Origin of the sequence: Phenylobacterium sp. (assembly GCF_020253645.1) — a bacterium.
Taxonomy (GTDB): Bacteria; Pseudomonadota; Alphaproteobacteria; order Caulobacterales; family Caulobacteraceae; genus Phenylobacterium.
In genome coordinates this window covers 1-21404 of record NZ_JADCBG010000138.1, presented here as the reverse complement: position 1 = coordinate 21404, position 21404 = coordinate 1, and the positions used below count along the sequence as shown (strand labels likewise).

The 21404-nt window shown below is 69.3% G+C and carries 24 protein-coding genes and 2 other RNA genes; 10 read left to right on the top strand and 16 right to left on the bottom strand.

Going from position 1 to position 21404, the window contains the following annotated elements:
* Positions 1-1600 (bottom strand): DNA polymerase III subunit gamma/tau (locus INE98_RS09590; protein ID WP_293538530.1); only part of this gene is annotated, 1600 nt, incomplete at its 3' end.
* A 16-nt stretch (positions 1601-1616) separates the two neighbouring features.
* Positions 1617-1715, bottom strand: an RNA gene (gene ffs, locus INE98_RS09585) — signal recognition particle sRNA small type.
* Between the two features lie 73 nt (positions 1716-1788).
* Here ffs and nudC point away from each other — a divergent pair.
* Positions 1789-2727, top strand: coding sequence for an NAD(+) diphosphatase (gene nudC, locus INE98_RS09580; protein ID WP_293538528.1), 939 nt, complete (start codon positions 1789-1791; stop codon positions 2725-2727).
* A 45-nt stretch (positions 2728-2772) separates the two neighbouring features.
* Here the strand turns inward: nudC and INE98_RS09575 are convergent, their stop codons facing one another.
* Together INE98_RS09575 and INE98_RS09570 are read right to left on the bottom strand one after the other, a co-directional pair.
* Entirely contained in the window at positions 2773-3621 is an 849-nt protein-coding gene (locus INE98_RS09575; RefSeq protein ID WP_293538526.1) for a prephenate dehydratase, read from the bottom strand.
* The gene (locus INE98_RS09570; RefSeq protein WP_293538524.1) at positions 3618-4364 is read right to left on the bottom strand and encodes a 3-deoxy-manno-octulosonate cytidylyltransferase; all 747 of its coding nucleotides are present in this window, start codon (positions 4362-4364) and stop codon (positions 3618-3620) included. The genes INE98_RS09575 and INE98_RS09570 overlap by 4 nt, the downstream gene beginning before the upstream one ends.
* Before the next feature lie 163 nt (positions 4365-4527).
* On the opposite strand from INE98_RS09570, the gene INE98_RS09565 reads away from it, so the two are divergent.
* Complete coding sequence (locus INE98_RS09565; protein ID WP_293538522.1) at positions 4528-5172, top strand: cytochrome c family protein; 645 nt, start codon at positions 4528-4530, stop codon at positions 5170-5172.
* A gap of 22 nt (positions 5173-5194) precedes the next feature.
* On the opposite strand, the gene INE98_RS09560 is transcribed toward INE98_RS09565, so the two are convergent.
* The 4 genes from INE98_RS09560 to INE98_RS09545 all read right to left on the bottom strand — a co-directional run bounded on the left by INE98_RS09560 (position 5195) and on the right by INE98_RS09545 (position 8196).
* A complete protein-coding gene (locus INE98_RS09560; RefSeq protein WP_293538520.1) occupies positions 5195-6052 on the bottom strand; it encodes an NlpC/P60 family protein in 858 nt (285 codons plus the stop codon).
* Positions 6049-7428 (bottom strand): M17 family metallopeptidase, encoded by a 1380-nt coding sequence (locus tag INE98_RS09555; RefSeq protein WP_293538518.1) that lies wholly within the window; start codon positions 7426-7428, stop codon positions 6049-6051. Before INE98_RS09555 ends, INE98_RS09560 begins: the two co-directional genes overlap by 4 nt.
* A 104-nt stretch (positions 7429-7532) precedes the next feature.
* Entirely contained in the window at positions 7533-7703 is a 171-nt protein-coding gene (locus INE98_RS09550) for a Flp family type IVb pilin (protein WP_293538516.1), read from the bottom strand.
* Between the two features lie 97 nt (positions 7704-7800).
* A complete protein-coding gene (locus tag INE98_RS09545) occupies positions 7801-8196 on the bottom strand; it encodes a hypothetical protein (RefSeq protein ID WP_293538514.1) in 396 nt (131 codons plus the stop codon).
* Positions 8197-8408: 212 nt separating this feature from the next.
* Here INE98_RS09545 and INE98_RS09540 point away from each other — a divergent pair, with 212 nt between their 5' ends.
* Positions 8409-9287, top strand: coding sequence for an SDR family NAD(P)-dependent oxidoreductase (locus tag INE98_RS09540; protein ID WP_293538512.1), 879 nt, complete (start codon positions 8409-8411; stop codon positions 9285-9287).
* Between the two features lie 15 nt (positions 9288-9302).
* Here INE98_RS09540 and INE98_RS09535 read toward each other — a convergent pair whose 3' ends face one another.
* Positions 9303-9899 carry a GNAT family protein gene (locus INE98_RS09535; protein ID WP_293538510.1) on the bottom strand — a complete coding sequence of 199 codons (597 nt, stop codon included), beginning with the start codon at positions 9897-9899 and terminating at the stop codon, positions 9303-9305.
* A 121-nt stretch (positions 9900-10020) separates the two neighbouring features.
* On the opposite strand from INE98_RS09535, the gene INE98_RS09530 reads away from it, so the two are divergent.
* Complete coding sequence (locus INE98_RS09530) at positions 10021-11319, top strand: acyl-CoA dehydrogenase family protein (protein WP_293538508.1); 1299 nt, start codon at positions 10021-10023, stop codon at positions 11317-11319.
* A gap of 34 nt (positions 11320-11353) precedes the next feature.
* Here INE98_RS09530 and INE98_RS09525 read toward each other — a convergent pair whose 3' ends face one another.
* Entirely contained in the window at positions 11354-11776 is a 423-nt protein-coding gene (locus tag INE98_RS09525) for a hypothetical protein (protein WP_293538506.1), read from the bottom strand.
* A 222-nt stretch (positions 11777-11998) separates the two neighbouring features.
* Here INE98_RS09525 and groES point away from each other — a divergent pair, with 222 nt between their 5' ends.
* Together groES and groL are read left to right on the top strand one after the other, a co-directional pair.
* Complete coding sequence (gene groES / locus INE98_RS09520) at positions 11999-12286, top strand: co-chaperone GroES (RefSeq protein WP_293538505.1); 288 nt, start codon at positions 11999-12001, stop codon at positions 12284-12286.
* Positions 12287-12338: 52 nt separating this feature from the next.
* Positions 12339-13988, top strand: coding sequence for a chaperonin GroEL (gene groL, locus INE98_RS09515; protein ID WP_293538503.1), 1650 nt, complete (start codon positions 12339-12341; stop codon positions 13986-13988).
* Positions 13989-14059: 71 nt separating this feature from the next.
* Here the strand turns inward: groL and INE98_RS09510 are convergent, their stop codons facing one another.
* Complete coding sequence (locus INE98_RS09510; RefSeq protein ID WP_293538501.1) at positions 14060-14428, bottom strand: phage holin family protein; 369 nt, start codon at positions 14426-14428, stop codon at positions 14060-14062.
* A 171-nt stretch (positions 14429-14599) separates the two neighbouring features.
* Between INE98_RS09510 and INE98_RS09505 the strand changes: the two genes are divergently transcribed.
* Positions 14600-15232, top strand: coding sequence for a hypothetical protein (locus tag INE98_RS09505; protein ID WP_293538499.1), 633 nt, complete (start codon positions 14600-14602; stop codon positions 15230-15232).
* Here INE98_RS09505 and INE98_RS09500 read toward each other — a convergent pair.
* The 5 genes from INE98_RS09500 to INE98_RS09480 form a co-directional block, all read right to left on the bottom strand.
* Positions 15213-16049 (bottom strand): TIGR00282 family metallophosphoesterase, encoded by an 837-nt coding sequence (locus tag INE98_RS09500; protein WP_293538497.1) that lies wholly within the window; start codon positions 16047-16049, stop codon positions 15213-15215. The two genes, INE98_RS09505 and INE98_RS09500, sit on opposite strands and share 20 nt — an antisense overlap.
* 9 nt (positions 16050-16058) lie before the next feature.
* Positions 16059-16643 (bottom strand): 5-formyltetrahydrofolate cyclo-ligase, encoded by a 585-nt coding sequence (locus tag INE98_RS09495; protein WP_293538495.1) that lies wholly within the window; start codon positions 16641-16643, stop codon positions 16059-16061.
* Between the two features lie 21 nt (positions 16644-16664).
* Positions 16665-16825: non-coding RNA, 6S RNA (ssrS, locus tag INE98_RS09490), on the bottom strand.
* 63 nt (positions 16826-16888) lie between these two features.
* Positions 16889-17215 (bottom strand): cell division protein ZapA, encoded by a 327-nt coding sequence (locus INE98_RS09485; RefSeq protein ID WP_293538493.1) that lies wholly within the window; start codon positions 17213-17215, stop codon positions 16889-16891.
* A 3-nt stretch (positions 17216-17218) separates the two neighbouring features.
* The gene (locus INE98_RS09480; RefSeq protein ID WP_293538491.1) at positions 17219-17482 is read right to left on the bottom strand and encodes a DUF4164 family protein; all 264 of its coding nucleotides are present in this window, start codon (positions 17480-17482) and stop codon (positions 17219-17221) included.
* 128 nt (positions 17483-17610) lie between these two features.
* On the opposite strand from INE98_RS09480, the gene tkt reads away from it, so the two are divergent.
* From tkt to INE98_RS09465, 3 genes are all read left to right on the top strand, one after another.
* Positions 17611-19584, top strand: coding sequence for a transketolase (gene tkt, locus INE98_RS09475; protein ID WP_293538489.1), 1974 nt, complete (start codon positions 17611-17613; stop codon positions 19582-19584).
* Between the two features lie 3 nt (positions 19585-19587).
* Positions 19588-20799 carry a formate-dependent phosphoribosylglycinamide formyltransferase gene (gene purT, locus INE98_RS09470; protein ID WP_293538487.1) on the top strand — a complete coding sequence of 404 codons (1212 nt, stop codon included), beginning with the start codon at positions 19588-19590 and terminating at the stop codon, positions 20797-20799.
* Between the two features lie 123 nt (positions 20800-20922).
* A partial coding sequence (locus INE98_RS09465; protein ID WP_293538485.1) for a glyceraldehyde 3-phosphate dehydrogenase NAD-binding domain-containing protein occupies positions 20923-21404 on the top strand: 482 nt, incomplete at its 3' end.

Genomic DNA, 21404 nt, shown 5'->3' with positions numbered 1-21404 from the left:
CCACCAGCCAGGGCTGGCCGGTCCAGGCCTTGAGGCGGCCCACCAGGCGCTGGGCCAGATTGGCCGGGGCGCCGGGCGCGGGCTCGAACTCCAGGACGCCTGGCCGGAAGCTGACCGGGCGGACGAAGCGTTCGACATCCAGCTTCAGCGCGATGTCCCGCTCGGCGTCGATCCGGGCGACCAGGTCCTCGAAGGTCTGCAGGGTGGGCGCCTGGCGCGCCTCGAGCTGGGGGGAGGCCTGGGGAGAGGTCTGGGGCGAAAGCGCGCGTGCGGCGCCGCCCTGTCCCGCGCCGCCTGAGCCGCCACCGCCCGGGACGCCTCCACCGCCTGGGATCTCCCCGTTCCTGAGGAGCTTGAGCGCCTCTTCCGGACCGGGCAGGTCCGCGGCGTGGGCCAGGCGGATCAGGGCCATATCCGTGGCCGCCGCAGGGTCCGGCGCCCGCCCGACCTCCTCGTGGGCCCGGAGCAGCATCTGCCAGAGGCGGGCGAGGATAGGGGCGGAGACCGCCGCGCCGGCAGCGGCCAGTCGCGCGGCCTGGTCTTTCGGCAGGGTCAGGGCCTGGGGCCCCACCGCCCGGGCGACGGAGGCGCCGTGGACGTGCTCCATGAGGTCGAGGACCACCTGGGCGGGGTCGGCGCCGAGGGCGTAGAGGTGGCGGAAGGCGCTGACGGCGCCTCCCGGATCGCCCTTGAGGACATGTTCGAAGAGGTCGAGGGTCCCGGCCCGGTCGGCCAGGCCCAGCATGTCGCGGATCAGGGCGGCGGGGACCGTCTGCCCGGGCTCGGCCTGGACGATGGCCTGGTCCAGCAGGGACTGGGCGTCACGCACCGAGCCTTCGGCCGCCCGGGCGATGAGTGTCAGGCCCTCGGCGTCCACCCGCACGCCCTCGGCCTCCAGGATCATCTGCAGGTTGCGGATGATGTCCTCGGGCTCCACCCGTCGCAGGTCGAACCTCTGGCAGCGGGAGAGGATGGTGACGGGAACCTTGCGGATCTCGGTGGTGGCGAAGATGAACTTGGCGTGGGGCGGCGGCTCCTCGAGGGTCTTCAGGAGGGCGTTGAACGCCCCCGTCGAGAGCATGTGCACCTCGTCGATGATGTAGACCTTGTATCGGGCCTCCACCGGGGCGTAGCGCACCCCATCGAGCAGGTCGCGCATGTCGCCCACGCCGGTCCGGCTGGCGGCGTCCAGCTCCAGGACGTCCATGTGCCGGCCCTCGATGATGGCGCGGCAGTGCCGGCCCTCCAGGGAGAGATCCAGGCTGGGGGAGTCGACGGCGTCGGTGCGATAGTTCAGGGCCCGGGCGAGCAGGCGGGCCGTGGTGGTTTTTCCGACCCCCCTGACGCCCGTAAGCATGAAGGCGTGGGCGATGCGTCCCGCCGCAAAGGCGTTGCGCAGGGTCCGGACCATGGCCTCCTGGCCATAGAGGTCCTCGAAGGTCCGCGGGCGGTACTTGCGGGCGATGACGGTGTAGGCGGCGCCGGTCTGGACCGGGGCCGGCGCGGGGGTCTGCGAAGGCGCCGGACCGCCGAACATGTCCGCAGTGTCGGGATCACGCTCCGGCGCTTCGGGTTCGGGCGTGAGGTCTTCGTCGGCCATGGTCGCCATGCGGGCTGGGTGGAGATCGGACAACGACCCGGAACGGGACTCGTTACGGCTGCTTCCTTCCGGACCTGACCGGGTTGGCGAGGCGTCCGCCCGTCGCCGATCTCCAGCTCCTATATCGCGGTCCGGAGGCCTGCACGCAAGCGTGTGCAGATCACCTCCTGTGGGATAAAAGACGACTCATGTCCCGAGCCACGCCTCTGAACGCCTTCCAGAACACCTTTGCGGGCAATCCCCTCGATCGCGCCAGCGAGCATCGGAAGGATGTCGCCTGGCTGGCCGAGCGCCTCGCCTCGGACCAGTCTCTGGGACTTGTCCTCTGGAACGGTCGGGCCCTGGTCGAGCGCTCCTCCTCAGGGGGAGCCCAGATCGCCTACCTGCCTTCCCGCCTGGTTGAAGACCTTTCCGGCGGCCCGGAACGACTCCTGTTCATGGGGCTGTGGAAGGACACTGCGGTTTTCGCCGTCGACCTCGAAGGCTCCGCGGATCCGACCGACGGTCCCCTGCAGGGCATGGGTCGCTTCGAGGACGCCCGGACCTTGGCGTCCAGCCTGCCGCCCGGCGAGATCGCCATCGTCGGCACCGCCAAGGGCGTGTTCGAGTGGCGGCGGCGGCATCGGGCCTGCTCCGTCTGCGGTGAGCCGACCCAGGTCGTGGAGGGCGGCTGGAAGCGCGAGTGCCCGGCCTGCGGCGCGGAACACTTTCCCCGTACCGATCCCGTGGTGATCATGCTGGCTGTCCACGGGGACCGCTGCATGCTGGGCCGCCAGGAGGGCTGGCCCGCCGGCATGTTCTCGGCGCTTGCGGGATTCCTGGAGCCAGGCGAGAGCATAGAGGAGGCCTGCGCGCGGGAACTCTTCGAAGAGGCGGGGCTCCGGACGACCTCGGTCACCTATCACTCCACCCAGCCGTGGCCCTTCCCCAACTCGCTGATGATCGGCCTGATCGCGGAGGTCGACAGCGACGACGCCCGGCCTGACCAGACGGAGCTCTCCGAAGTGCGCTGGTACACCCGGGCCGAGGCGCGGGCGCTTCTCGCCGGCGAGATCAAGGGCAGTTTCGCCCCCGGCGGCATGGCCATCGCCCACCAGCTGATCAAGGCCTGGGCCGAGGAGTCCTGAGGCGGCAGGCGCCGTTGACCCCCTCACGCGTCGCCGGCGGGCGGGCTAGGCGACCTGGGCGCGGTAGGGGTCCGCCGGATAGACCCCGAGGATCTCGAACCGCTCCGAGAAGAACTGCAGTTCCTCGAAGGCCCGGGCGACCGCAGCATCCTCCGGCCGGCCGTCTATCTCGGAGTAGAAGAAGGTCGCGGTGAAGGCGGCGTTCTCCATGTAGCTCTCGAGCTTGGTCATGTTGACGCCATTCGTGGCGAAGCCCCCGAGGGCCTTGTAGAGAGCCGCCGGCAGGTTCCGGACGCGGAAGACGAAGCTGGTGACGCACTTCACGCCGGCCGCAGGCGCCGGGGCGTTGGCGTCGGCGGTCATGATCAGGAAGCGGGTGGTGTTGTTGTGGGTGTCCTCGATATCCCTCTCCAGGATCTCGAGGCCATAGAGCCGCGCCGCCAGGGCCGGGGCGATCGCCGCCTGGGTCCGGTCCGGGTGCTCGGAGAGCCGGCGGGCCGCCAGGGCGGTGTCGCTGACCGACTCGCGCGTCAGGCCCAGGCGCGTGATGACGCCTCGGCACTGGGCGAGGGCGAACGGCATCGAGGCGACGGACTTCAGGTCCTCTATCCGCACCCCTGGATTGGCCATCAGCTGGAAGTGAATGGGTTTGAAGTGCTCGCCGATGATCCGCAAGCCGGAAGATGGCAGGAGGTGGTGGACGTCCGCCACCCGCCCGGCGATGGAGTTCTCCACCGGGATCATGCCCAGCTGACAGTCCCCCGATCGGACCGCCTCGAAGGCGTCCTCGAAGGTGGCGCAGGGCACGGGGTCCATATCCGGGAAGGCGGCCTGGCAGGCCTCATGGCTGTTGGCCCCCAGCTCACCCTGAAAGGCGATCCGGTTTCGGTTCATGCCCGACCTCCGATTCTGCGGGCGTGGGCGCGGGCGCGCTCCAGGTCCGCGGGGTTGTCCACCGAGATCGGCGCCTCGTCCAGTACGGCCGACCAGATCGTCATGCCCAGCTCCAGCGCCCGAAGCTGCTCCAGCCGCTCGCGCTGCTCGAGAGGCGAGGGCGGGGCGGCGGTGAATCGCTCCAGCGCCGCCCTGCGATAGCCGTAGATTCCGTGGTGAATCCAGACCGGACCGTCGCCGTAAAGGACCGAGCGGGTGAAATAGAGGGCGCGGCCAGCCCGGCCCTTCGGGTCCATCGCCGCCACCACCTTGGGCATGTCCGGGTTTGTCCGGTCTGCAGGATCCGCCTCTGCGACCATGACCGTCGAGATGTCCGCCTCCGGGCGATGATCAAGAAGCCCGGCGCAGGCGCGGATGGCCTCCGGTGCGATGAAGGGGATATCGCCCTGAAGGTTGATCACCACGTCAAACCGGCCCGAAGGGTCAAGGTCCTCAAGGGCGGCGAGAATGCGATCCGACCCCGAGGCGAGGTCCGGGTCGGTCAGGACCGCCCTTCCACCCGCAGCCTGGACGGCCTCGACGATCTCCGCATCGCCGGCGGCCACGGCCACGGGTCCGACCTGCGCCGCTTCGGCCTGGCGCAGGACCCGCACGATCATCGGGACGCCGTCGATGTCCGCCAGGGGCTTTCCGGGCAGTCTCGTGGCGGCCATGCGTGCGGGGATGAGGAGGATCGGGGTCATGAACCTTTGCCCGGGTCCATCTGCCCGGTTGCGCGAGCGCCGGTAGCGTGTAAGAGACGCGAACGCAATAAGGGGTCGGGAATCTCCGGTCCTGCGGGGCCGGGACCCGGCCTTCGGATTTGGGTGACGGGGCTTCGGTCCCTGAGAAATCGGTTTCGGGACGATGAGCAATCTGACCTTCAATAAGATCGCAGGCGCCGGGCTCGCGACCGCTCTGGCGATCGTCGGGCTCCGGGAAGTCGGCATTGTCCTCTTCAATGTCGAGGCTCCCGAGAAACCCGGATATGTCATCGAGGCCACCGTCGAAGGTGGCGGAGAGGCGGCGGCCGAGGAAGTCATGCCCGATTTCGGAACCGTGCTTCCGGTGGCGGACATCCAGGCGGGCCAGGCGGTCTTCGCCAAGTGTCAATCCTGCCACAATGTCGCCGAGGGCGGCGCAAACGGCATCGGTCCCAACCTCTGGGGCATTGTCGGGCACAAGCCCGGCGGCCATGCCGGATACGCCTATTCGACGGCCATGGTGGAGTTTGGCGCAAAGCAGCCGGTCTGGGACGACCTGCACCTCTACGAGTACCTTCGCGCGCCCCAGAAGTACATTCCGGGCACCAAGATGTCCTTCGTCGGCCTGAAGAAGTCCGAAGACCGCGTGAACATCATCGCCTATCTGCGTGCGCAGGGCGCCACATTGCCCCTGCCGGCGCCGAACCCGGCCGCCGCCGCCCCTGCGGAAGCGCCGGCCGAAGGCGCCGCGCCGGCCGCAGAGGGTGCTGCAGCACCGGCCGCGGGCGCGCCTGCGCCCGCCGCCTGATATCTTTCCGGTCCGGACTGGGTCATCCTCCGGGGCGCAGGCGCGCCGACGGCCGCCGGAACGCCAGGATATCGCCGCCCCCGGCGCCTGCGATCCGGGTCCGGGCCTCCGCCAGAGGCTCCTTCACCACAGCCATGTGATGCGCGTTGGCGTGCACGATATGCCTGTCGTCGGTCATCATCGCCACATGTCCCCGCCAGAAGACCAGATCGCCCCGCGTGAGGGCCGTTTCCGGGACCGGTGCGCCCAGGCCCTGCTGAAGGTCGGAATCCCTGGGGCAGGCCCGTCCGCAGGCCAGAAGGACCTGTTGAACCAGCCCGGAACAGTCCAGGCCGCATCCTTCCCGCCCGCCCCAGAGGTAAGCGGCTCCGATGAGCGCCTCGGCAAGACCCGCCGGGTCTTCTGACGGCTCTCCGATCGGGGACAGGTGCGCCGCAGGAATCCAGAGGCCCGCGTCGGACAGACAGAGGGCGCCCTCCCGGGCCGTAATGGTGACCAGGCTGTTCAGCGAGATCGGCCCCGACGGCCGGGACTTGATGCTGGGCGCCTCGAAGCCGTAGGTCAGGATCACGCCGACCCTGTGGGTGGGGGCGGGGCCCTCCGGCGCAAGGGCGCCGAAGGCGACGTACCCCACATAACCATCCCGGACGGCCTGCCCCCAGGCGTAGCCGTCTCTGGTCTCAAGGATGTCGAACCGCTCTCCGAGCAGCAGCTGGTCGATCTGCTCGGATCCCTGGGTCGGTTCCCGCCTGATCGCCGCTGAGGGGACCACCGCCTGCATGCGCTGCGGCCTTGCGTAACGGGAGGCCGCCCGCCTGCCCTCGAGGGCGGCGTCGGCGAGGTCCGCCCGCGCCAGGGTCAGCCGGGGATCTCCGTTCACGTGTAGCGGGCCTTCAGCATGGCGAACAGGGCGCGGATGGCCTGCGCCTCACCGCCTGAGGGTGATCCCGGCTGGCCCCGGGGGTTCCAGGCGAAAATGTCGAAATGGGCCCAGGCCCCGGAAGGCGCGAACTTCTGCAGGAACAGGGCGGCGGTCATGGCCCCGGCCTGGGCCCAGGCGTCGGGGTCGTTCTTGAGGTCTGCGATCTCTGAATCCAGAGATGGCAGGTAGCCCTTCCACAGAGGGAGGCGCCAGACCGGATCTTGCGCCTTGCGGGCGCCAGACTCGATCGCAGAGGCCAGGGCCTCGTCATCCGTGAAGAAGGGGGGCAGCTGGGGGCCCAGGGCGACCCGGGCGGCGCCGGTCAGCGTGGCGAGGTCAAGGGTCAGGTCCGGACGAAGCTCTGTCGCCCGGGTCAGGGCGTCGGCCAGGATCAACCGACCCTCGGCGTCCGTGTTGCCGACCTCGACGCTTAGTCCCTTCCGCGTGGCCAGCACATCTCCCGGTCGCATGGCGTCGCCGCCGATCGCGTTCTCGACTGCAGGGACGAGGATCGACAGCCGGACCGGCAGACCGGCCTCCATCACCATCGCCCCGAGGGCCAGAACATGGGCGGCGCCGCCCATGTCCTTCTTCATCAGCCGCATGCCTGCCGACGGCTTGATGTCCAGGCCGCCGGTATCGAAGACAACTCCCTTCCCCACCAGGGCCACCACCGGCGCATCCGCCTCGCCCCAGGTGATCTCGATCATTCGCGGCTCCCGCCCGGGCGCGGCGGCGCGGCCCACCGCATGGACTGCGGGATACCCCTTCGCGAGAAGCGCCTCGCCGACGATCACGTCGATCCGGGCGCCGAAGCGGCCGGCGAGATCACGCGCGGCGGCTTCCAGTTCCGCCGGGCCAAGGTCGTTCGCGGGCGTGTTGATGAGGTCCCTGGCCAGGGCGCATGCGGAAGCGATGCTTGTCACACTGGCTTCGTCGGCGCCGGGGACGACCAGCCTGGGGGGCGCAGCATCCCGTCGCTTGTAGCGCTCGAACCGGTAGAGACCCAAGGCAAAGGCGAGGGCGGCGTCGGTGGGGTCCAGTCCGCCGGGGGCGCCCTGAAGCGAGAAGGCTCCTGCCGGCAGACGGCCCGCGAGGGTCCGGAAGGCGCTCACGTCTCCGGGATGAGGCCCTAGTCCAAGGATGACCCTCGCCGGCGATCCGTCGGGCCCGGGAACCAGAACCACCTGCCCTGCGCGGGCCCGGAATTCCGGCCCCGCAAGGCCCAGCTCCAGGGCGGATGCGGTCTGTCGCCAGGCCTCCAGGGCCTCCTCGCAGAGGGCGGTGACGGGCGCAGGCGCACCGGAGGAGTCCGGGGTTCGGGCTTCAGGCATTGTCCGCTCTCCCAATCCGCCCGTTTCGGGCCACTCAGGCCATTTGGGCGAATCCGGCGCGGGCCGCAACGGGCGTCAGGACGACCTGAAGCCCCGGCTGCAGGTCAGCGGGGCGCGGCTCGCAGGGCCGGCGGGGAGTCGGGCGTGGGCTGCAGTGAGGGTGCAAGGCTCGCCGCAGTCAGCAGCACAGCCGCAATCAGGGCTGCTACGAGCCCGTATTCGACGACCGGCGCGGAGGCCTCCTCGCGGAGGACCTTGGCGAGTAACCTGGACATTCTGTTCTCCCGCGACACGGGAGGGCGGGAGTCCCCACGCCCCGGCTGAGCCTTTCGGCTTCCCCGCGCACTTCCAGCTACCATTGGCCCATAGGCCTTAACGGCCGGTAAATCCCGCCCGGGCGGCCCGGTTGCCGGGGTGGTTCGTCAGGCTCCGAGGGTCCGACCGCCGCCGCGCACATATCCCAGGCCGATCAGGCCCGCCGCCAAGGGGGATACCATAAACCAGCATTTCCGGGGCCCGCCACTTCATGACGCCGACGGCGTAGACGCAGGCGTAGATGAGGATGGCGTTCATTCCGTCCGGCTTGGCCCACCAGAGGGCGACCATCATCGGGATCATCCCTGCCATCACCAGGGCGAGCCATGCCTTGCGCGGTCCAAGCTGATTTAAGGAGGCGCCGAGGAAGGGCGCCGTGGCCAGGATGATCCAGCCCGCATACTGGCTCCACTGTGAGATCACCGCCTGTCCGCAGACGGGGTCTCCCACCATGACCCCCGCCACCTAGGGCGAGACGATGTAGATGTTGACCAGGATCACATAAGGGTTCCGGGCGCCCTCGAAGACCGACCATGCGATCGCTCCCCGGCTCATCAGCCCGTCGCCGGCGAGGGAAGTCGGAAGTGAGCGCGGCGCCGGACTCGACTCCTCGCCGGACCGGCCGGAAGATGTCCTTCCAGAAGAAAAGACGGAGGGAGCGCACCGTGGGACTTCTCGACGGAAAGGTGGCGATCATCACCGGAGCGGGCGGCGGTTTGGGTGAGGCTTACGCCCGGCTGTTCGCCCGGGAAGGCGCAGCCGTCGTCGTCAATGACCTGGGGGGCGCCCGCGACGGCTCGGGCGACGGGTCGGTCAGTGCGGCGCAGAAGGTGGTCAACGACATCCTGGCGGAAGGCGGGCGGGCGGTGGCCAACGGCGACGACGTCTCGACCATGGAAGGCGGCGAGAACATCCTGAAGACGGCGCTGGACGCCTTCGGCCAGGTCGACATCCTGGTCTGCAATGCGGGGATTCTACGCGACAAGACCTTCGCCAACACCTCCGAGGCCGACTGGGACCTGGTGGTCAAGGTCCACCTGAAGGGGACTTACTGCTGCACCATGCCGGTCTGGAAATGGCTCAAGGACAACGGCCGGCCGGGAACCATCGTCATGACCAGCTCGACCTCCGGTCTCTACGGCAACTTCGGCCAGTCCAACTACGGCGCCGCCAAGGCCGGCATCTACGGCTTCATGCGCGTCCTGGCCATCGAGGGGCGCAAGTACGGCATCCGCGTTATGGGCCTTGCGCCGGGGGCCTATACCCGGATGACGTCGGATCTTCCCGGTCGGGCGGGCCGTGAACCGGATCCGTTGAGCCTGCCGGAGAACGTCGCCCCGGGCGTGCTCTACATGGTCTCTGACCTGGCCGCCGACCATACCGGCAAGGTGCTGGGCGTGTCCTCCAGGGGTGTCCGGGAGATCAAGATGCTGGAGACCGAGGGGTTCCAGCCAGGCCGGCCCTACACAGCCCGGGAAGTGGCCGAGAACGCCGACAAGGTGTTCTTCGCCGAAAGCCCGACCCGGACTGCGCCGGTCCGCTGACGACGGGCTCCGCCGTCAGCCAGTGAAGGTGGCGATGCGCTGGTCCAGCGCCTCCCGGACGGCGGGCCATTCGGGCGCGATGATCGAGTAGACGGCGGTGCTGCGCCTGCGGCCTGTCCAGACAACGCGGTCCCATCTCTGGACGCCTTCGAAGCGGGCGCCGAGTTTCAGGACCGCCGCCCGCGACCTCGCATTGATCTCATCGACGTGAAACTGGACCCGGCCGAAGCCGATGTCGAAGGCTTCGGCGAGCAGCAGTCGCTTGGCGGACGGGTTGACCGGCCCGCCCCGGGCTTCCGGCGCATAGTAGGTCAGTCCGATCTCCAGAGCGGCGTTGGCCGGGTCGATCTTCAGGAAGGCGGTGATCCCGACGCAACGGCCGCCGGTCATGACGGCGAAGTGCCGGCTTGTCCCGGACTCGGCGTCCGCGACGCGCTTTCGGGTCCAGAACCGGTCGAATTGCTCGTCCAGGAGGCTCAGAGAGTACTGGGCTTCCCAGATCCACGGATCTGCTGCGCAGGCGGCCCTGAGGGGTTCGCGGTGGGCCTCGGAGAGAGGCTCCAGGGTCACGAAGGCGTTGCTGAGGCTGCGGTGGGGCCAGTCCGGGATCATGCCCCATGCTGCCTGCCCAAGGGGGAGATGGCCAGCCTGTCTTGAGCCTGATCAAGGACGAACGTCGTCCCGGGTCGGACGGTGCCGCAGGGACGACAGTGCTTCCAGGAAAGGCCTCGCCATGGATTTCGAGTACTCCCCCAGGCAGAAGGAACTCATCCGCCGTGTCAGCAGGTTCATGGACGAGCACGTCCACCCCGCCGTTCCCCTGTATGAGGCCCAGCAGGCCGAGGGGGATCCCTGGAAGGTCATTCCCGTCGTCGAGGAGTTGAAGGCCAAGGCCCGCGCCGCCGGGCTGTGGAACATGTTCATGCCGCCGGACTCCGGCCACCCCCACGTGGACGACACCTTCGTCTTCGAGGGCGTGCAGCTGTCGAACCTGGAGTACGCCCCGATCGCCGAGATCATGGGGCGGGTCAGCTTTGCGTCCGAGGTCTTCAACTGCTCGGCGCCGGATACGGGCAACATGGAGGTGCTGAACCGCTTCGGCACGCGCGAGCAGAAGGACCGCTGGCTGGTCCCGTTGATGCGCGGCGAGATCCGCTCGGCCTTCCTGATGACCGAGCCCCTGGTGGCCTCCTCGGACGCCACCAACATCGAGACCCGCATCGACCGGGACGGGGACGACTATGTGATCAATGGCCGCAAGTGGTGGTCTTCCGGGGTAGGTGACCCGCGTTGCAAGGTCGCCATTGTCATGGGCAAGACCAACACCGAGGCCGCCCTTCACGCTCAGCAATCCCAGGTCCTGGTCCCCCTGGACACGCCCGGGATCAAGGTCCTGCGCATGCTGCCGGTGTTCGGCTACGACGACGCTCCTCATGGCCACGCCGAGGTGCTGCTCGAGAATGTCCGGGTCCCGGTGGAGGAGTCCCTGGTGTTGGGCGAGGGCCGGGGTTTCGAGATCAGCCAGGCCCGCCTTGGGCCCGGCCGGATCCATCACTGCATGCGCACCATCGGCGCGGCCGAGGTCGCCCTGGAGAAGATGTGCCGCCGGCTGATGACCCGGAAGGCCTTCGGCAAGTACATCTCCGAGCACTCCGTCTGGGAGGAGCGCATCGCCCGCGCCCGGATCGACATCGAGATGACCCGCCTGCTCTGCCTGAAGGCGGCGGACATGATGGACAAGGCCGGGAACAAGGTCGCCCGGATGGAGATCGCCATGATCAAGGTCCAGGCGCCGAACATGGCCATAAAGGTCATCGACGACGCCATCCAGGCCCATGGCGGCGGCGGCGTGACCAGCGATTTCGGCCTGGCCAAGGCCTATGCCGGCCAGCGGACCCTGCGTCTCGCAGACGGTCCGGACGAGGTTCACAATCGCACCATCGCCCGGATGGAGCTGGCCCGGTATGGCGACCTGCAGATGAAGATCCGGGCCGAGCGCGACGCGGAAAGGGTTCCCGTCGGCATGCGCTAGGTTCCGCCGCCCCTGTCGGCTCCGGGGCCCGAGCTTACCTTGAGGGCAGAGAGTCTGCGGCCGCGCACGCCCGGCGCATCAGGGCCGCGTCGTCCGCTCCGTCCGCCTTCTTTGGCGCCGCACTTCGCCATTCACCGGAGATTTCAAGCGGCTTCTTCGGCGAATAGCCGCCCATGGAGATCAGGGTGTTGGCCTTGCAGTCGAGGGCGTAGACGAAACCCACGCCATCCGCAGCGCCGGGGCCTGAGGGGCCCATGCGGGGATTGGCCCCCACCTTGCCGATGGCGGTCAGCACCACGACGCGGCCGGAGGCCGCATCGCGGTAGGAATAGGCGGAGTCCAACGACCACTGCAGTCCCCGATCGGTCGGTTCGGTATAGGATACCCAGGTCTCTGCGGCGGCGGGCAGGGCGAGGGCGAGAGCCGAAATGGCGGAGATCACAGGGGCTCGGCGCATGGGCGTTTCCTTGTTATGGCGTCACAGAACGGCGCGACCATATCTGCGGCGAGGCCGAGGGTCCAACCTGAACTGTCAGCGGCTTTCCTGGTTCAGGGCGCTTGACTCAGCCTGTCGCCGACCCTACCTCCGCCACGCGTTAGCACTCGGGTGCGGCGGCTGCCAACGAGGCCCCAGCCCGGATGATCTCAAAACACTCGTCCTGAACGGAGAGACAAAGATATGGCGTTTCGTCCCCTCGGTGACCGCGTCCTCGTGAAGCGCGTCGAAGAAGAACAGAAGACCAAGGGCGGGATCATCATCCCCGACACCGCCAAGGAAAAGCCCCAGGAGGGCGAGGTCATCGCCGTCGGCCCCGGCGCCCGCGACGAATCCGGCAAGGTCCAGCCCCTCGACCTCAAGAAGGGCGACCGGATCCTGTTCGGCAAGTGGTCCGGCACCGAAGTCAAGATCGACGGCGCTGACCTCCTGATCATGAAGGAAAGCGATGTCCTGGGCGTGATCGAATAGATCCCCCGACGGCTTTCCACACCCAATAATCCCTTTCCGAAAGAGTAGGCCAATGGCTGCTAAAGACGTCTATTTTGGTTCGGACGCCCGCGACAGGATGCTGCGCGGCGTCAACACCCTCGCCAACGCCGTGAAGGTGACCCTCGGCCCCAAGGGCCGCAATGTCGTGATCGAGAAGTCCTTCGGGGCTCCGCGCTCCACCAAGGACGGCGTGTCCGTCGCCAAGGAAATCGAGCTGGCTGACCGCTTCGAGAACCTCGGCGCCCAGCTGATCCGTGAGGTCGCCTCCAAGACCAACGACAAGGCCGGCGACGGCACCACCACCGCCACCGTCCTGGCCCAGGCCATCGTGGTCGAAGGCATGAAGTCGGTCGCCGCGGGCATGAACCCGATGGACCTGAAGCGCGGCGTCGACAAGGCCGTGGCCAAGGTGGTCGAGTCCATCCGCGAGTCCTCGCGCAAGGTCACCACCAACGCCGAGATCGCCCAGGTCGGCACCATCTCCGCCAACGGCGACACCGAGGTCGGCGAGATGATCGCCAAGGCCATGGACAAGGTCGGCAACGAAGGTGTCATCACCGTCGAGGAGGCCAAGACCGCCGAGACGGAACTCGACGTCGTCGAGGGCATGCAGTTCGACCGCGGCTACCTGTCGCCCTACTTCATCACCAACGCCGACAAGATGGAGGCTGAACTCGACGAGCCCCTCATCCTGCTCTTCGAGAAGAAGCTCACCTCCCTCCAGCCCCTGCTGCCGGTCCTCGAGGCCGTGGTGCAGTCCGGCCGTCCCCTGCTGATCATCGCCGAGGACGTCGAGGGCGAGGCCCTGGCCACCCTGGTGGTCAACAAGCTGCGCGGCGGCCTGCGGGTCGCAGCGGTCAAGGCGCCCGGCTTCGGCGATCGCCGCAAGGCCATGCTGGAGGACATCGCCATCCTGACCGGCGGCGAGCTGATCTCCGAGGACCTCGGCATCAAGCTTGAGAACGTGACCCTCGACATGCTGGGCCGCGCCAAGAAGGTGTCCATCACCAAGGACGACACCACCATCGTCGACGGCGCCGGCGCCAAGGACGGCATCGAGGCCCGCATCGGCCAGATCAAGCGCCAGATCGAGGACACCACCTCGGACTACGACAAGGAAAAGCTGCAGGAGCGGCTGGCCAAGCTGGCCGGCGGCGTCGCCGTGATCCGCGTCGGCGGCTCGACCGAGGTCGAGGTGAAGGAAAAGAAGGACCGCGTCGACGACGCCCTCAACGCCACCCGCGCGGCGGTCGAGGAAGGCATCGTCCCCGGCGGCGGCGTGGCCCTGCTGAAGGCCTCCAAGGCCCTCGACGGCCTCAAGGGTGACAATGACGACCAGGAGGCCGGCGTCGCCATCGTGCGTCGCGCCCTCCAGGCCCCGATCCGGCAGATCTCCGAGAACGCCGGCGTCGAAGGCTCGATCGTGGTCGGCAAGGTGCTCGAGAACAGCTCGCCCACCTTCGGCTTCAACGCCCAGACCGAAGAGTACGTGGACATGGTCAAGGCCGGCGTCATCGACCCGGCCAAGGTGGTCCGCACCGCCCTGCAGGACGCCGCCTCGGTGGCCGGCCTGCTGATCACCACGGAAGCCGCTATCGTCGAGGCCCCCAAGAAGGGCGGCGCCGGCGGCGCTCCTGGCATGCCCGGCGGCATGGGCGGCATGGGCGACATGGACTTCTGATCCAGGTCGTTTCCCGAAAGTCCAGGGGGGCGGAGCCGGCGGCTCCGCCCCCCTTTTTCTTGGCCGGGGTTTCAGCCGTTCCGGGCGGTGAGCCGCCTGAGGTCGCCGAGCAGCATGTGCGCCGCCCAGCTGGTGATCCCGGTGATCAGGGCCGCAAGGAAGGCCGGCGTGAAGCCCTGCACCTCGAAGCCCGGAAGAAGGCGCGAAACCAGGAGGATCATCCCTGCGTTGATGACCAGGAGGAAGAGCCCGAAGCTGAGGACAGTCAGCGGAAGGGTCAGAAGGATCAGCAAGGGTCGAAGGAGGGCGTTCACCACGCCCAGGAGCAGGGCCGCCAGTACGAGCGTCAGGGGCGCGTCGTAGGTGATTCCGTCCACCAAACGGGCGGCGATGGCGAGACCGAAGGCGGCGAAGGCGGCGCGAATCAGAAAATGCAGCATCACATGCCTCCTCTGCACCGCCCCGGTGCGCGGACGCGAGGCGACCGGGGAAGCATGAGGGACCCCGGGGTGGGATGACAAGCCCCGTCACCCCAGGCAGCGGAATTCGCGCGCCGCCCGATTGACGCCGCAGACTGGCCGGTCTGTGCTGACGTTCTCTGCGGAGTCTGCATGATGAATCGTTTCTTCCCGCCCGGCCGCCTCGCCAGCCTCGGCTGCGCAGGTCTGCTCCTGGCGACAACCGGGCCGCTTCAGGCCGCCCCGCCCCCGTCAGGGGATGGTCTCTTCATCAGTCCCTTTGGCGAACCCTTCCGGTCTGCGGCGGGGCTCGCCGACTGGTTCTCCGCCGCCGACGCGGACCGGAACGGCATCTTGAACGTCAAGGAATTCACCGCCGACGGGCTCCGGTTCCACGCCCGGCTAGACGCCGATCGGGACGGCCGCGTCGACGGATTCGAGAATACGACCTACGAAAACCAGGTGGCGCCTGAGATCCTGCCCCAATCCGCGGCCTTCCGCCCTGACCAGAACGGGGCTTCCGCTCCGGCGCCGAGGGCCCGTGGCCTGGATGGAGCCTCCTCGTTTGGCCTTCTGGATGAGCCCCAGCCTGTCCGCGGCGCGGACCGGAACTTTGACGGCCGGGTCACGGCGGATGAGCAGGGCCTGGCGGCGGCCCGGCGTTTCACCCTTCTGGAGACAACGCCCGGCGCAGGCCTCACCCTGCCGGAGCTCGAGTCCCGGCTCAAGGCCCGACAGCCCCCTCCGCCCGGAGCGGGGTGGTTCTTCAGGCGACGGCCGGGCTAAGGTCCGGGATGGTCTCGGTCAGGCGGCCGCCGATCCGGATCGGCGCGATCCGTCGGGCCAGGCCCGTGGCGTCGTCGGTTTCGACAAAGACCCCGCAGACCGTCGCCGGGCCCTCCGCCGGCCTGAAGCGGCCGCCGGAGATCCGGGTGGTGAACCGGCGGAGCGGCTCCTCCTTCATGTTCCCGATGACGCTGTCATAGTCAGCGCAGGCGCCTGCATCGGTCTGGTAGGCGGTGCCGCCGGGGAGGATCTGGGCGTCGGCGGTGGGCACGTGGGTGTGGGTGCCAACGACCAGGCTGGCGCGCCCGTCGCAGAAATGGCCCATGGCCATCTTCTCGGAGGTGACCTCGGCGTGCATGTCGACCACGACGGCGTCGGCCACCATGCCCAGGGGCGCCTTCTCCAGCTCGCGGTCCACGGCGGCGAAGGGATCGTCCAGGCTGTCCATGTGGACGCGGCCCAGAAGGTTGATCACCAGGATCCGGCGCCCGCCGGAGGTCTCGAACAGGTTGGCGCCCAGGCCCGGGGCGTCGGCCAGCACCGGATAGTTCAGCGGCCGGATCAGCCGGGGCTCCCGGACGATGTAGGTCAGGGCCTCCTTCTGGTCCCAGGCGTGATTGCCCAGGGTCAGGCAGTCGGCGCCGGCGTCGAACAGGTCCCGGGCGGTGCGTTCGGTGATGCCGAATCCCGCCGCGGCGTTCTCGGCGTTGACGATCACGAACTCGAGGTCGAGGCGACGGCGGAGGCCGGGCAGGTGGTCGGCCAGGCCGTCCCGGCCCGACTTGCCGACCACGTCTCCGAAAAAGGCGAAACGCATGCTCTTCCTTCAGGCTTCCGGGAGGCGGCGGTATCCGGCCTCTGTGAGGACCGCGTCAAGTTTCTGATCGTGGGGCTCCAGGTCCAGCCTGTCCACCTCCTGGCCTGCATAGGCCAGGCCGAGCACGAAGACAGGACCTGCGCGGCGCAGGCCCTCCAGGGCGCGATCATAGTGCCCGCCCCCCTGCCCCAGGCGGCCGCCGAAACGGTCGAAGCCGACAAGGGGGGTGATGACGAGGTCGGGGCGTCGCTCGGGACGGTCCGGGTGCGGGGCGGGGACGCCGGCGGCGTCGGGGGCGAGGGGCGCCTCTGGCGGGGCGTCCAGGAATCTCAGCCGCCCGTCCTCGGACACCCGCGGCAGGAGCCTCTCGGCGCCCAGGGTCAGTAGCCGCACCGAAAGGGGGCCGGGATCGATCTCGCCGCCCGCCGGAAGATAGGCGGCGAAGGTGCGGACCGGGGGCAGGCTGTCCGGGGGGAGAAGGCGGGCCGCAGCCTCGCCCGCATCCGGCGAGGCGACCGCTAGGGCCCTTCGCCGGCGCCGGAGGCGTCTTCGCAGGTCCTGTCGGGAGTCTGGGTCAGGGTCGTTGGACGGCAAGGCGTGTCCGGGAAAAGAGGTGGCGGCGCCGCGGGAACCGTGAAGGACTGTTCAATCCCCTCGACCTGGATGACCAGGTGGGCGCCATGTGCCCGGGTCCACGGACCCGGACAGGGACAGCTCCCTTCGAGTGAATTAAGGTCGCTGGGATTAGTCGCCTTCGACGCGAGCCGCAGCAGGACCCGCCACCCACCAATCTAGGCCTCGGGGGGCCTCGCGGCAAGGCGGACGGCCCGCGAGGCGGTTCAGGCCCCCGCCAGCTTTTCGATCCTGCGGGCGGCGGCCTCCAGGGCGGCGGTGGCGCGGCTCTCGATCCCGCCGGCCTCAGCCTGCAGGCGCGCATGCTCGGACTGCAGGCCGGCGTGCCGGCCGCGCAGGTCCGCAAGCTCGTCGGCCAGAAGCAGGGCGGCCATCAGGAAGAGCCGGGTCTCGCCCAGTTGGCCGACATCCTGGGAGACTTGCCGGACCTGGGCGTCGAACAGGCGGGCGAGTTCCGTGAGGTGGGCCTCCTGGCCGTCCTCGCAGCCGACCACGTAGGGCCGGCCATTCACGCTGAGGGTCACCTGGGCCATGGATCAGTCTCCCCTGCCGGCGCCCAGCACCGCCTCGATCTCGGCGATGGCCTGACCGAGGGCGCGGGAGGCCTCGGCGCCGGCGGCCTTAAGGTCGCGTTCGCGCTGGCGGCTCTGCTCGAGCTCCGCGGCGAGGCTGTTGCGGGCCGGATCAAACAGTTCGCCCTCTCCGCCGGCCCGGCGCCCAGCCAGCTCCTGTTCGAGCAGGGACAGGGCGCGGTCAAGCCGCCGGGCGGCCTGGTCGAGGGCGGATTCGTCCTGGGTCATGCGGGACTCCGGAGGTTGCCGCCCTTCTATAGCGCTATCCGCCGCGGCGCCGGAACACTTACCTTTCTTGACCCTTCCGGTCCCCTGTGCGAGGCCGGAGGGCCCCAGCCGAAAACCGGATTCCCGCCATGCCTGTCTCGCCCGTGAAAATGGCCGACGCCATCCGCGTCCTTTCCATGGATGCGGTGCACAAGGCGAAATCAGGCCACCAGGGCATGCCGATGGGCATGGCCGACGTGGCCACCGTCCTCTGGACCAGGTTCCTGAAGTATGACGCGTCTCGCCCCGACTGGGCGGATCGCGACCGCTTTGTCCTGTCGGCCGGCCACGGCTCGATGCTGATCTACGCGCTCCTGCACCTGACCGGCTTCAAGGCCGTGACCATGGACCAGATCCGCAACTTCCGGCAGTGGGGCTCCAACACGCCCGGGCACCCGGAATACGGCCATACGCCGGGGGTGGAGACCACCACAGGCCCCCTCGGCCAGGGCCTCGCCACCGCCGTCGGCATGGCCATGGCCGAGCGCCACCTGGCCGCCCGCTTCGGCGAGGACCTGGTGGATCACCGCACCTGGGTGATCGCCGGCGACGGCTGCCTGATGGAGGGCGTCAGCCATGAGGCCGCCTCCATCGCCGGCCGGTTCCGGCTGAACCGGCTGACCGTCCTGTTCGACGACAACAACACCACCATCGACGGCGAGGCGACCATCGCCGAGACCGGCGACCAGCTGGCCCGCTTCAAGGCCTATGGCTGGGCCGTGAAGGCCGTGGACGGCCACGACCACGGCAAGATCGCCGCCGCCCTGCGCTGGGCGACCAAGCAGGACCGCCCGACCCTGATCGCCTGCCGCACCAAGATCTCGAAGGGCGCCGGACCCAAGGAGGGCGACCCCCATAGCCACGGCTACACCCTGTTCGATCCCGAGATCGCCGAGTCCCGCAAGGCCATGGGCTGGGACCTGCCGCCCTTCGAGCTGCCCGACGACCTCGTGAAGGCCTGGCGCCGGGCCGGCCGCCGGGGCGGTCGCACCCGCAAGGCCTGGCAGGCCCGCCTTGCAGCTTCGGCGAAGGCCGCCGACTTCCAGCGCGCCATTTCCGGCGAGATTCCGGCCGGCGCCTTCGAGGCCCTCGACGCCCACATCGCCGCGGCGGTGGACGCCAAGCCTGCGGCGGCCACCCGCCAGCACTCCGGCTCGGCCCTCGACCACCTCTTCCCGGCCATCCCCGAGATGATCGGCGGCTCGGCTGACCTGACCGGCTCGAACAACACCTTCGTCAAGGGTACGCCCGCCTTCGACGTCCCCGACTATTCGGGCCGCTACGTCCACTGGGGCGTGCGCGAACACGGCATGGCGGCGGCCATGAACGGCATGGCCCTGCATGGCGGCGTGATCCCCTTCTCGGGCACCTTCCTGGTCTTCTCGGATTACTCGCGCCCCGCCATCCGCCTGGGCGCCCTGATGGGGGCCAGGGTCGTCCATGTGATGACGCACGACTCCATCGGCGTCGGCGAGGACGGCCCCACCCACCAGCCGGTCGAGCACGTGGCCTCGCTCCGGGCCATGCCCAACCTGCTTGTCTTCCGCCCGGCCGACGCCGTGGAGACCGCGGAGTGCTGGAAGCTGGCCGTCTCGGCGAAGACCACGCCGTCTGTCATGGCCCTGTCCCGGCAGAAGACCCCCGCCGTGCGCACCACCGCCTCGGGCGAGAACCTGTCGGCCCACGGCGCCTACCAGCTGGCCGCCGCCGGATCGCCCGCCCGGGTCACCCTTTTCGCCTCCGGCACAGAGGTGGCCGTGGCCCTGGCCGCCCGCGACCTGCTCGAGGCTGACGGCATAGGGACCCGCGTGGTGTCCACCCCCTGCTGGGAGCTCTTCGAGGCGCAGACCGACCGCTACAAGGCCGCCGTCATCGGCGAGACCGAGGTGAAGGCCGCGGTCGAGGCGGGCGTGCGCATGGGCTGGGACCGGTTCATCGGCGCGGGCGGCGTCTTCGTCGGCATGGAGGGCTTCGGGGCCTCGGCGCCCGCTGAGCGTCTCTATGAGGGCTTCGGCATCACGGCGCGGGCGGTGGCGGACGCCGTCCGCCAGAAGCTGGGCTGAGCCGTGGCCCCCGCCCGTCGGTTCGGCACGCCCCTGTCGCCCTCCGCCGTCCGGGTCCTGCTGCTGGGATCGGGCGAGCTCGGCAAGGAGGTGGTGATCGAACTGCAGCGCCTGGGGTGCGAGGTCATCGCCGCCGACCGCTACGCGGACGCCCCGGCCATGCAGGTCGCCCACCGCAGCCACGTCCTGGCCATGACCGACGCGGCCGCCCTGCGCGCCCTGGTGGAGGCCGAGCGCCCGGACCTCATCGTCCCCGAGATCGAGGCCATCGCCACGGACGAGCTGGTGCGGATCGAGGCCGAGGGCCTCGCCGCCGTCATCCCCACCGCCCGGGCCGCCCAGCTGACCATGAACCGCGAGGGCATCCGCCGACTGGCCGCCGAGACCCTCGGCCTGCCCACCTCGTCCTACGCCTTCGCCAGCTCCGAGTCCGAGCTGGCTGAGGCGGCGGCGAAGGTCACGGGCTTTCCCTGCTTCGTGAAGCCGGTGATGAGCTCCTCCGGCAAGGGCCAGTCCTTCGTCGAGGGGCCGGAAGGGATCGCCGCCGCCTGGCGCTACGCCCTTGAGGGCGGCCGGGTCGAGCAGCCCCGGGTCATCGTCGAGGGCCGGGTCGACTTCGACTTCGAGATCACCCAGCTCACCGTCCGCAGCCTCGGCGCCGACGGGGCGGTGCGCACCGACTTCTGCGCTCCCATCGGCCACCGCCAGGTCAAGGGCGACTATGTGGAGAGCTGGCAGCCCCAGGCCATGTCCTCCGCCGCCCTCGCCCGGGCGCGGGAGATCGCCGGCGCCGTGACCGCCGACCTCGGGGGCCTTGGCGTCTTCGGCGTGGAGCTCTTCGTGAAGGGCGACGAGGTCTGGTTCTCCGAGGTCAGCCCGCGGCCGCACGATACGGGCCTGGTCACACTGGCCACCCAGGTCCAGAGTGAGTTCGCCCTTCACGCCCGGGCCATCCTCGGCCTGCCGGTGGACGCCGGACTGCGTGAGACCGGAGCCAGCGCCGTGATCTACGGCGGGATGGAAGCCCGCGGCGTCACCTTCGAGGGGGTGGCCGAGGCCCTGTCCGTCCCGGGGGCGGATCTTCGCCTCTTCGGCAAGCCGGAGGCCTTCGAGCGCCGCCGGATGGGGGTGGCCCTGGCCCGCGCCGACGATGTCGAGACCGCCCGCACCCGGGCGGTGGAGGCCGCCGGGAAGGTGCAGGTCGTCGCGGGCTGACCGCAGGATTCGGCGGGCGGGAGCCTGTCGCTCCCGAAACCGTGATCGTCAGGGTTGACTTCCCCGCCCCGGACCTAAAAAACCGCCGCCAACCAGCGAAGTTAAAGGTTCGGAGACCGATTCATGACTGTGCGTGTCGCCATCAACGGATTCGGCCGGATCGGCCGCAATATCCTGCGCTCCCTGGTCGAGCATGGGCGGACCGACATCGAGGTCGTCGCCATCAACGACCTGGGCCCGGTGGAGACCAACGCCCACCTGTTCCGCTATGACAGCGTCCATGGCCGCTTCGCCGGCGAGGTCAAGGTGGACGGCGACACGATCGATGTCGGGCGCGGCAGGATCAAGGTCACCGCCGTGCGCGACCCGGCCGAACTGCCGCACCGGGAACTCGGTGTCGACATCGCCTTCGAGTGCACCGGCATCTTCACCTCCAAGGACAAGGCCAGCGCCCACCTGACGGCCGGCGCCAAGCGCGTCCTGGTCAGCGCGCCCTGCGACAACGCCGACAAGACCATCGTCTACGGGGTCAACCACGACACCCTGACCGCCGCCGACCTGGTGGTCTCCAACGCCTCCTGCACCACCAACTGCCTCGCCCCGGT

What these genes read in the sequence shown, in the direction of transcription:
- nudC (WP_293538528.1), top strand. Translation starts at nt 1,789, where the DNA reads ATGTCCCGAGCCACGCCTCTGAACGCCTTCCAGAACACCTTTGCGGGC.
- INE98_RS09575 (WP_293538526.1), bottom strand. Translation starts at nt 3,621, where the DNA reads ATGAACCGAAACCGGATCGCCTTTCAGGGTGAGCTGGGGGCCAACAGC.
- INE98_RS09570 (WP_293538524.1), bottom strand. Translation starts at nt 4,364, where the DNA reads ATGACCCCGATCCTCCTCATCCCCGCACGCATGGCCGCCACGAGACTG.
- INE98_RS09565 (WP_293538522.1), top strand. Translation starts at nt 4,528, where the DNA reads ATGAGCAATCTGACCTTCAATAAGATCGCAGGCGCCGGGCTCGCGACC.
- INE98_RS09555 (WP_293538518.1), bottom strand. Translation starts at nt 7,428, where the DNA reads ATGCCTGAAGCCCGAACCCCGGACTCCTCCGGTGCGCCTGCGCCCGTC.
- INE98_RS09550 (WP_293538516.1), bottom strand. Translation starts at nt 7,703, where the DNA reads ATGTCCAGGTTACTCGCCAAGGTCCTCCGCGAGGAGGCCTCCGCGCCG.
- INE98_RS09545 (WP_293538514.1), bottom strand. Translation starts at nt 8,196, where the DNA reads ATGGTGGGAGACCCCGTCTGCGGACAGGCGGTGATCTCACAGTGGAGC.
- INE98_RS09535 (WP_293538510.1), bottom strand. Translation starts at nt 9,899, where the DNA reads ATGATCCCGGACTGGCCCCACCGCAGCCTCAGCAACGCCTTCGTGACC.
- INE98_RS09530 (WP_293538508.1), top strand. Translation starts at nt 10,021, where the DNA reads ATGGATTTCGAGTACTCCCCCAGGCAGAAGGAACTCATCCGCCGTGTC.
- INE98_RS09525 (WP_293538506.1), bottom strand. Translation starts at nt 11,776, where the DNA reads ATGCGCCGAGCCCCTGTGATCTCCGCCATTTCGGCTCTCGCCCTCGCC.
- groES (WP_293538505.1), top strand. Translation starts at nt 11,999, where the DNA reads ATGGCGTTTCGTCCCCTCGGTGACCGCGTCCTCGTGAAGCGCGTCGAA.
- groL (WP_293538503.1), top strand. Translation starts at nt 12,339, where the DNA reads ATGGCTGCTAAAGACGTCTATTTTGGTTCGGACGCCCGCGACAGGATG.
- INE98_RS09510 (WP_293538501.1), bottom strand. Translation starts at nt 14,428, where the DNA reads ATGCTGCATTTTCTGATTCGCGCCGCCTTCGCCGCCTTCGGTCTCGCC.
- INE98_RS09505 (WP_293538499.1), top strand. Translation starts at nt 14,600, where the DNA reads ATGATGAATCGTTTCTTCCCGCCCGGCCGCCTCGCCAGCCTCGGCTGC.
- INE98_RS09500 (WP_293538497.1), bottom strand. Translation starts at nt 16,049, where the DNA reads ATGCGTTTCGCCTTTTTCGGAGACGTGGTCGGCAAGTCGGGCCGGGAC.
- INE98_RS09485 (WP_293538493.1), bottom strand. Translation starts at nt 17,215, where the DNA reads ATGGCCCAGGTGACCCTCAGCGTGAATGGCCGGCCCTACGTGGTCGGC.
- INE98_RS09480 (WP_293538491.1), bottom strand. Translation starts at nt 17,482, where the DNA reads ATGACCCAGGACGAATCCGCCCTCGACCAGGCCGCCCGGCGGCTTGAC.
- tkt (WP_293538489.1), top strand. Translation starts at nt 17,611, where the DNA reads ATGCCTGTCTCGCCCGTGAAAATGGCCGACGCCATCCGCGTCCTTTCC.